Annotated in this window: 4 protein-coding genes; 3 read left to right on the forward strand and 1 reads right to left on the reverse strand. The window is 57.2% G+C overall.

Annotation, left to right across the window (positions count from 1 at the left end):
* Nucleotides 1–166 precede the first annotated feature (166 nt).
* The 3 genes from F8N49_RS08350 to F8N49_RS08360 are packed head-to-tail and all read left to right on the forward strand — an operon-like array spanning nt 167 to nt 4,727.
* On the forward strand, nt 167–1,327 hold the full coding sequence (locus F8N49_RS08350) for an efflux RND transporter periplasmic adaptor subunit (protein WP_071173269.1): 1,161 nt from the start codon (nt 167–169) through the stop codon (nt 1,325–1,327).
* 38 nt (nt 1,328–1,365) lie between these two features.
* Entirely contained in the window at nt 1,366–3,345 is a 1,980-nt protein-coding gene (locus tag F8N49_RS08355; protein ID WP_071173384.1) for a MacB family efflux pump subunit, read from the forward strand.
* Entirely contained in the window at nt 3,342–4,727 is a 1,386-nt protein-coding gene (locus tag F8N49_RS08360) for an efflux transporter outer membrane subunit (RefSeq protein WP_071173268.1), read from the forward strand. The genes F8N49_RS08355 and F8N49_RS08360 overlap by 4 nt, the downstream gene beginning before the upstream one ends.
* Before the next feature lie 718 nt (nt 4,728–5,445).
* On the opposite strand, the gene F8N49_RS08370 is transcribed toward F8N49_RS08360, so the two are convergent.
* Entirely contained in the window at nt 5,446–8,340 is a 2,895-nt protein-coding gene (locus F8N49_RS08370; RefSeq protein ID WP_024013986.1) for a ribonucleoside-diphosphate reductase subunit alpha, read from the reverse strand.
* Nucleotides 8,341–9,005 lie beyond the last annotated feature (665 nt).

A 9,005-nucleotide genomic window follows, 5' to 3' on the forward strand; every position in this document is an offset into this window, starting at 1 on the left:
GCTGTAACGCAAAGCCCCTTTTTGAGGGGCTTTCTTGTTTAATGCGCAGCACCGGGCCAGTCATGCTTGACGAACCCGTCTCCTCGAGCCGGTTCATCTGCCTGCTCGCGCAAATCCGGGCCCCAATGAGCGGCTGGCCCAACTGCTGACAAGGACGCAACGATTCATGGTTCTTTCCTCTCGCTTGCGAATTGCGTTCGGAACGCTGTTCGTGACTGCTCTTCTGGTCTGGGTCTCGTGGGGTAATCAATGGGGCGCCGCGCCAAAGAAATACCTCACCGCGACCGTCGTCATCGAAGACATTGAAGAAACCGTGTTGGCCAGCGGTACGGTCAAACCTTTCCAGCAAGTGAGCGTCGGTGCGCAAGTCAATGGACAACTCCAGAGCCTGAAGGCGGGGCTGGGCGATACGGTGCACCGAGGTCAGTTGCTGGCTGAAATCGACCCGTTGCTACCTCAGAATGAACTGCTCAAAGCGCGAGCCGCATTGCTCAGTGTGCGGGCGCAGTACAAGGCCCGACAGGCGATGATTCGCCAGTACCAATTGGACTTTCGTCGCAAGCAAAGCCTGGTGGCCAGTGAAGCTGGATCGCGTGCCGATCTCGAAATAGCCGAGGCGCAACTACAAAGCTCGCGCGCGGAATTGGCTTCCTTGGCGGCACAGATTTCCCAGGCAGAGATTGAAATCAGGATCGCCGAAGTCAATTTGGGCTACACGCGTATCAGCGCACCGATGGACGGGGAGGTCATCGCCGTAGTTACCAGACAAGGCCAGACGGTCGTGTCAGCACAGAGTGTTCCGACATTGCTGATTCTTGCCCGGCTGGACCGTATGACGGTCGAGGCTCGGATATCGGAAGCCGATGTAGTTCGAGTCAAGCCTGGTCAAATGGTGTCGTTCAATATTCTGGGCAATCCAGACCGACGCTTCACAAGCCATATTCGTGCAGTTGAACCGGCGCCCGAGTCCATTGCCCGGCAGGAACAGTCGCAGGGAGCGAGCGGCTCGACTGGCGGCGGTGCAGACGCAGCGGTTTATTACAATGCGCTGTTTGACGTGCCGAATGACGACCGTTCGTTACGTCCCTCGATGACGGCACAGGTCAGTGTTCTGCTTGAATCAGCACAGAAAGTCACCACGGTCTCGGTGGCCGCGCTGGGTCGGCGCGCCGCTGACGGCCGCTACGAAGTGCGCCGAATGACAGGGGGCCAGCCGCAGACAGTGCTGGTCACAACCGGATTACGCAATGACCTTAACGTTCAGGTGCTGGAAGGGCTCAAAGAGCATGACGAGGTTGTCATCGGCGAAGAGCCGGAGCCGCAATGAACAGCTTTAACGAGCCTGTGCGCTCTGCGTCAGATCCGATGAAAGAAGCACGCTCTGTCATACCGCTGTTATGCCTGGAGGACGTGCAGCGTTGGTTCGCTGATGGCGAGGCGAGGACGCAAGTACTTCGTAATGTGAATCTGACCATTGGTGCCGGTGAAATGGTGGCCATCATCGGGCCGTCCGGTTCCGGCAAGTCCAGTCTGATGAACATTCTCGGATGTCTGGACCGCCCCTCTGCCGGTCGCTACTGCATCAATGGCGCCGACGTCTTCTCAATGAGCAGCGATGAGCTGGCGACGTTGCGACGCGAGCACTTCGGCTTCATTTTTCAACGTTTTCATTTGCTCTCGCATCTGAGTGCGGCAGCCAATGTGCAGGTTCCGGCGATTTACGCCGATCAGCCATCTACCCTGCATCGGCAACGAGCCGAAGAGCTGTTGCAGCGGCTTGGATTAGGGCAACGGATGCAGTATCTGCCAGCGCAGCTTTCCGGTGGTCAGCAGCAACGAGTCAGCATTGCCCGTGCATTGATCAACGGCGGCCCTGTGATTCTGGCCGACGAACCTACCGGTTCGCTGGACTCGCGCAGTGGTGAAGAGGTAATGGCGATCCTGCGCGAGCTGCATCGCAGCGGTCATACGATCATCATCGTGACCCATGACTTGCAAGTGGCGCAGTGCACCGATCGCATCATCGAAATTCGTGACGGCGAGATCGTCGCAGATCAGGTGAATGCTGGCCGCAAACTTGTTCAGAGGCCGTCCGGCGAGCCCGCAAGCAAATCGCAGGATCAGCAGCGCGAGCCAGTGGCGGCGGTGCAATGGCGACGTTTGCGCGAAGCCTTCAAGATAGCTTGGGCTGCCTTGTGCAGTCATCGCATGCGCACATTGTTGACCATGTTGGGGATCATCATCGGCATTGCCTCGGTGGTTTCGGTAGTGGCGCTGGGGCAGGGTGCTCAGACTCAAGTATTACGTGACATCAGTACCATGGGCACGAATACAGTCGATGTGTATCCAGGCAAGGACTGGGGTGACGAGCAGGCGAACTCGATACGAACATTGCAGCCAGTAGACTTGCAGATCATTCAGGCGCAGCGCTGGGTCGACAGCGTTTCACCGATGGTCAATACCAGTCGGACGATCCGCTACCGCAACGTGCATGTCAGCGGCACCGTCAATGGTGTTGGTCAGGATTATTTCCAGGTGATGGGCATCCGCATGGTTCGAGGGGTAGTGTTCAGTGCCAGCGATGCAGTGCGTCGCGGTCAGACATTGATCATTGATCACAACACCAGAAAACGATTGTTCAAGGACTGGGAGGAAGCGCTGGGCCAAGTGATTCTGGTGGGCGGGCTGCCTTGCACGATAGTCGGAGTCATGGAAAATCGCGATGACGGTTTTTCAGGACCGAGCCTTCAGGTTTATCTGCCCTACACGACGGTGATGAGTCGTTTGCTTGGGCAGAGCCATTTCAGTTCCATCAAGGTTCGGCTCAAGGATCAAGTTGTCAGCGCCGCGGCGGAACAAGCGCTGCAGACGCTATTGGTGGCGCGGCATGGGCGCGCCGATTTTTTCCTCAGTTCCAGCGACAGCATCCTGAAAATCATACAGAAAACCACAGATACCCTGACCCTGCTGATTTCCGCCGTGGCGTTGATTTCGCTCATGGTGGGAGGTATCGGCGTGATGAATATCATGCTGGTATCGGTTACTGAGCGAACCCGGGAAATAGGCCTGCGCATGGCCGTCGGCGCACGGCGTGCGGACATCTTGCAGCAATTTCTGATCGAGGCGGTGCTGGTGTGCCTGCTGGGGGGGCTGCTAGGCGTCCTGTTGTCCTTGCTGGTCAGTCAGGTATTTGGCTATTTCGTGCAGACGATCGTGATGGAGTTCACTGCGCTGGCGATGATTTCAGCCTGTCTGTGCTCGCTTCTGGTGGGCGTTCTGTTCGGCTATATCCCGGCGCGCAATGCCGCCAGACTTGATCCGATTCAGGCGTTGTCCCGCGAATGACGCGCATCAACTTCAACAGTGCCTGGGCATTGCTGTTGCCTCTTTGCCTGGGCGGCTGTGGCACTTTGTTGCACAGCGATTATCGTCAGCCGGAAGTCCAGACACCCGCTTTCTGGTTCGGTGACATCGCGCACGAACGCTCATTGGTTACCAAGGCGCGATGGTGGGAAATTTTTTCCGATCAGTGCCTGAGCACGTTGATCGACGACGCACTGGCGCGTAATAACGATTTGGCTGTTGCTGGCCTGAGGGTGCGCCAGGCCACACTTCAGGCAGGACTTACAGGCACTGATATCGCGCCGGATCTTGATGTGGGTGCGGGGGCGGATTGGAGTCGTGGCCTTCATCGCGGCAATTCAAGTCAGCGTCGATTTTCAACCTCTTCATCGGTGCGTTATGAGATCGACTTGTGGGGGCGACTGGCGAGCGCGCGCGATGCTGCACAATGGGCATTACTGGCGACTGACTTTGATCGACGCGCCAGTTCTCTGAGCCTGGTCGGTAACACCGCGCGCTTGTATTGGCGAATTGGTCTCTTCAATGAACTGGCCAGTTCGGCGCGGGAAAGTATCCACTACGCCGAGCAAACTTTGCATTTGGTGCAGGCCCAACATCGAGTTGGCGCGGCAACTGGGTTGGAAGAGGCGCAAGCCGAACAGGTGCTGGCCACTCAGCGTGCTGTGCTTAGCGATTATCTGCAGCAACTTGAAGTGGCGCGCAATGCGCTGGCTATCATTTTCAATCAGGCGCCCGAGCATCGCTTTTCCGAACTTGAAAAATTACCATCGTCGCCCTTGCCTGATGTACCGGCAGGCTTGCCTGCCGAATTGATTGCTCGGCGCCCCGATCTGCAAGCTGCGGAATGGAGGTTGCGGCAAGCGCTGTCAAACTATGATGCAACGCGTGCCAGCTTCTACCCAACTTTCTCGCTCACCGGCAATTTGACAACTGGCGCAAGTCAGCAGTTACGCCAAGTACTCAGTAATCCGGTTGGCTTATTGGGCGTTGGCATTAGCTTGCCGTTCGTTCAATGGAATGTTCGAAAGTACACAGTTGGCCTGTCTGAAGTGGACTATCAGGTAGCGGTTATCGAATTTCGGCAAGGACTCTATAGCGCTTTGGCGGAAGTCGAAGATGCGCTGTCGGCACAAGTTCAGCTAGCTGAGCAGGGAAGGCGACGTGAGCAGGCACTGGCGGCGGCAACCCAAGCCGAAGGATTGGCCGAGATTCGGTATCGCAGTGGGCAGACTGGTATAAAAGAGTGGCTGGATCTGCAAGAAAGTCGTCGGGCGGCGCAAATTTCTCTAGCACAAAATCGCTTCGAGCGTCTTCAGGCCCAAATGACGTTGCACCTGGCGCTAGGTGGAGGCTTTGCGCCTTGAGCGTTTGCCTAAACTTGATCAATGGAAGTTTTATCGTTAAGGAAGATGCCGTGATGGCGCGTTTGGATTAACCACTTTGCTTTTTTAGTTGGTCCATTTATGCAACTATCGTTGTATGTTTTTGTGTGCCTGGTTGCGCGGTTTTTAAGTATTTAATAATTAGATAGTTGCGTTGTTCCGATCTTTTGAGTGTTGTTATTGATTGCGCGGTGGCGTAAGGTTCGCGCTCTTTCGTCGAGTCTTTTGATGATTGATAAGTGCTGGGTTTCGGCACTTCTAATATCGTTTCTGCTTGAGTCGGCAAGATGCTTGTCTTGCGCTGTTCGTGTTGGAGACATTCACGTGAAATGGAGATCGTTATGTCGCTGCGTATGGGTTTTGGTCTGACTTTGGCCGCAAGTTTGTTGCTGGGTGCTGTAATCGCTCAGGCGGCACCGGCTTCCTGGTGGTTGTATGAGTCGGCTTCGACCGGCCGCACTATGTGCAGCAATGTCCCGCAAGCCAGCGGCTGGGTCCGCGTGGCAGGTCCTTTCAATAACGGCGGTTGCCGCCGTTAAGTACTGTTAAAGACTCTTTCAGTTGAGGAGTCTTTTTGCCGGTTCGTTAGAGCCGCAGTGTTTCAGGAAAAGAGAAAACCCCCGACAAACCAGAAGTCTGTCGGGGGTTTTCTTTTTTCTCGAGATATCAGGCGTCTCGCAACGCCTGATCTCAGCTCAGCTTATTGGCAAGCTTCGCAATCCGGCTCGTCAATCGCGCAGGCTTTTGGCACTGGCGCCGGGCCGGCCGGTGCGGCCAGTACCGAATCATCACCATGGTTGCCGCCGCTGGAAACAGCGTTCAGCTTACCGGTGTTGATGGTCGACTTCTCGGTGCTGGTCGCGGCCAGGGCACGGAGGTAGTAGGTGGTTTTCAGACCACGGTACCAGGCCATACGGTAGGTCACGTCGAGCTTCTTGCCCGATGCGCCAGCGATGTACAGGTTCAGCGACTGGGCCTGGTCGATCCACTTCTGACGACGGCTGGCGGCGTCAACGATCCACTTGGTGTCCACTTCGAACGCGGTCGCGTAGAGCTCTTTGAGTTCTTGCGGGATGCGCTCGATCTGCTGCACCGAACCGTCGTAGTACTTCAGGTCGTTGATCATCACCGAGTCCCACAGACCGCGAGCCTTCAGGTCGCGAACCAGGTACGGGTTGATCACGGTGAATTCGCCCGACAGGTTCGATTTCACGTACAGGTTCTGGTAAGTCGGTTCGATCGACTGCGAGACGCCAGTGATGTTGGCGATGGTCGCGGTCGGTGCGATGGCCATGATGTTCGAGTTACGGATGCCTTTCTGTACACGGGCGCGAACCGGTGCCCAGTCGAGGGTTTCCTTCAGGTCGACATCGATGTACTTCTCGCCACGCTGCTCGATCAGGATCTGTTGCGAATCCAGCGGCAGGATGCCCTTGGACCACAGCGAGCCGTTGAACGTCTCGTAGGCGCCGCGCTCGTCGGCCAGGTCGCAGGAAGCCTGGATCGCGTAGTAGCTGACCGCTTCCATCGACTTGTCGGCGAACTCGACGGCGGCGTCGGAGCCGTAGGCGATGTGCTGCAGGTACAGAGCGTCCTGGAAGCCCATGATGCCCAGACCGACCGGACGGTGGCGGAAGTTGGAGTTCTTCGCTTGCGGCACCGAGTAGTAGTTGATGTCGATCACGTTATCGAGCATGCGCACGGCGGTGTTCACGGTGCGTTGCAGCTTGGCGGTATCGAGCTTGCCGTCGACGATGTGGTTCGGCAGGTTGATCGAGCCCAGGTTGCAAACGGCGATTTCGTCCTTGTTGGTGTTCAAGGTGATCTCGGTGCACAGGTTCGAGCTGTGGACCACGCCGACGTGCTGCTGCGGGCTGCGCAGGTTGCACGGGTCTTTGAAAGTCAGCCATGGGTGGCCGGTTTCGAACAGCATGGACAGCATCTTGCGCCACAGGTCTTTGGCCTGGATGGTCTTGAACAGCTTGACCTTGCCCGGGTACTCGGTCAGCGCTTCGTAGTACTCGTAGCGCTCTTCGAAGGCCTTACCGGTCAGGTCGTGCAGGTCCGGTACTTCGGATGGCGAGAACAGGGTCCACTTGCCGTCATCGAAGACGCGCTTCATGAACAGGTCAGGGATCCAGTTGGCGGTGTTCATGTCGTGGGTACGACGACGATCGTCACCGGTGTTCTTGCGCAGCTCGATGAACTCTTCGATGTCCATGTGCCAGGTTTCCAGGTAGGCACACACTGCGCCTTTGCGCTTGCCACCCTGGTTCACGGCCACAGCGGTGTCGTTCACTACTTTGAGGAACGGCACCACGCCTTGCGACTTGCCGTTGGTGCCCTTGATGTACGAACCCAGCGCACGAACAGGCGTCCAGTCGTTGCCCAGGCCGCCGGCAAATTTCGACAGCATGGCGTTGTCGTGGATCGCGTGATAGATGCCCGACAGGTCATCCGGCACGGTAGTCAGGTAGCAGCTCGACAGCTGTGGACGCAGGGTACCGGCGTTGAACAGGGTCGGGGTCGAAGCCATGTAGTCGAACGAGGACAGCAGGTTGTAGAACTCGATCGCACGGTCTTCTTTCTGCTTCTCTTCGATCGCCAGGCCCATGGCCACGCGCATGAAGAAGATCTGCGGCAGTTCGAAACGCACGCCATCCTTGTGGATGAAGTAGCGGTCGTACAGGGTCTGCAGGCCCAGGTAGGTGAATTGCTGATCGCGCTCGTGGTTGATCGCCTTGCCCAGTTTTTCCAGGTCGAAGGTGGCCAGCACAGGGTTCAGCAGTTCGAACTCGATACCTTTGGCGATGTAGGCCGGCAGGGCCTTGGCGTACAGGTCGGCCATTTCGTGATGGGTGGCGCTTTCGGCGACTTCGAGGAAGTTCAGGCCTTCGGCACGCAGGGTGTCCATCAGCAGGCGGGCGGTGACGAACGAGTAGTTCGGCTCGCGCTCGACCAGGGTACGGGCGGTCATCACCAGGGCGGTGTTGACGTCGGTCAGGGCCACGCCGTCGTACAGGTTCTTCAGGGTTTCGCGCTGGATCAGGTCGCCGTCGACTTCTTCCAGGCCTTCGCAGGCTTCGGTAACGATGGTGTTCAGGCGGCCCATGTCCAGCGGCGCGAGGCTGCCGTCGGCGCGGGTGATGCGGATCGACGGGTGCGCGTTGACTGCTGCTTCGGCAGGAGCGTGAGCTGCGCGCTCTTTCGAACGGCCGTCACGGTAGATCACGTAGTCACGGGCGACTTTCTGCTCGCCGGCGCGCATCAGGGCCAGTTCGACCTGGTCCTGGATTTCTTCGATGTGGATGGTGCCGCCCGATGGCATGCGACGCTTGAAGGTCGCGGTGACCTGCTCGGTCAGGCGCGCAACGGTGTCGTGGATTCGCGACGAGGCGGCAGCGGTGCCGCCCTCAACTGCGAGGAACGCTTTGGTGATAGCGACGGTGATCTTGTCATCGGTGTAAGGAACGACAGTGCCATTACGCTTGATCACGCGCAGCTGGCCAGGCGCGGTGGCTGCCAGATCCGAAGTCGAATCGGCGGCCTGCGGCAAGGTGCCCTGCGGGTTCTCGCGAGTTGTGTCGGTTTGCATGGGGGGGGTCTCCACATTCTCTATGTTTGTTTGGCACCGTCATGGTGCTCACCGTTCTGTACCGAAGCACTGCAACCGACGGGCGTCGGCATTACAAACTTCGGAACAGTAGGAAAAAGGCTGCAACGCCGCATCCTTGCCGAAGTTTTGGTTACGGGCCGAAGCTCGCCACCGGATTCCTTCGCGGGTGGCAGTCATGACTGCAACACCCATACCGTTTTGTCCGTTTCGGACCAAATAAAACGGTGCCATCCGCCAGTGCGGTTTGGGCTTGAAAAAACTCGCTTGTTCTACCGGAAACTGGCCATAAAGCACTTGAGTTTCAGGTCTGAAATGTGGTTGGGCGTTTTAGGTGAAAACCCTATATGTAGGGTCTCTGTTTTCGCCGTGCTACAAGATAATGCGTTTCAGGGGGGGATTGCAACGTACTACCTGTGGATAAGCCTGTGCGTAATTTGTGTAAGAAACAGGGAAAACGCGTGTAGGCCGCGAACCTGCTGAGCCAGACCGTTTGTCACTGTTTTTTTGCCTGGAAAAACGCTTCAGCGGTTTTTTAAGGGCGCGAACCCTATCACAGAATTCGGCCTTGTCCGAACGCATTTACCGACTTGTTTTCCGGGTGGCCGGCGTTTATACAATCCTTGGGCGCATGGGCATTTTTATCC

The sequence above is a fragment of the Pseudomonas sp. GXM4 genome (genome assembly GCF_008923895.1).
Taxonomy (GTDB): domain Bacteria; phylum Pseudomonadota; class Gammaproteobacteria; order Pseudomonadales; family Pseudomonadaceae; genus Aquipseudomonas; species Aquipseudomonas atacamensis.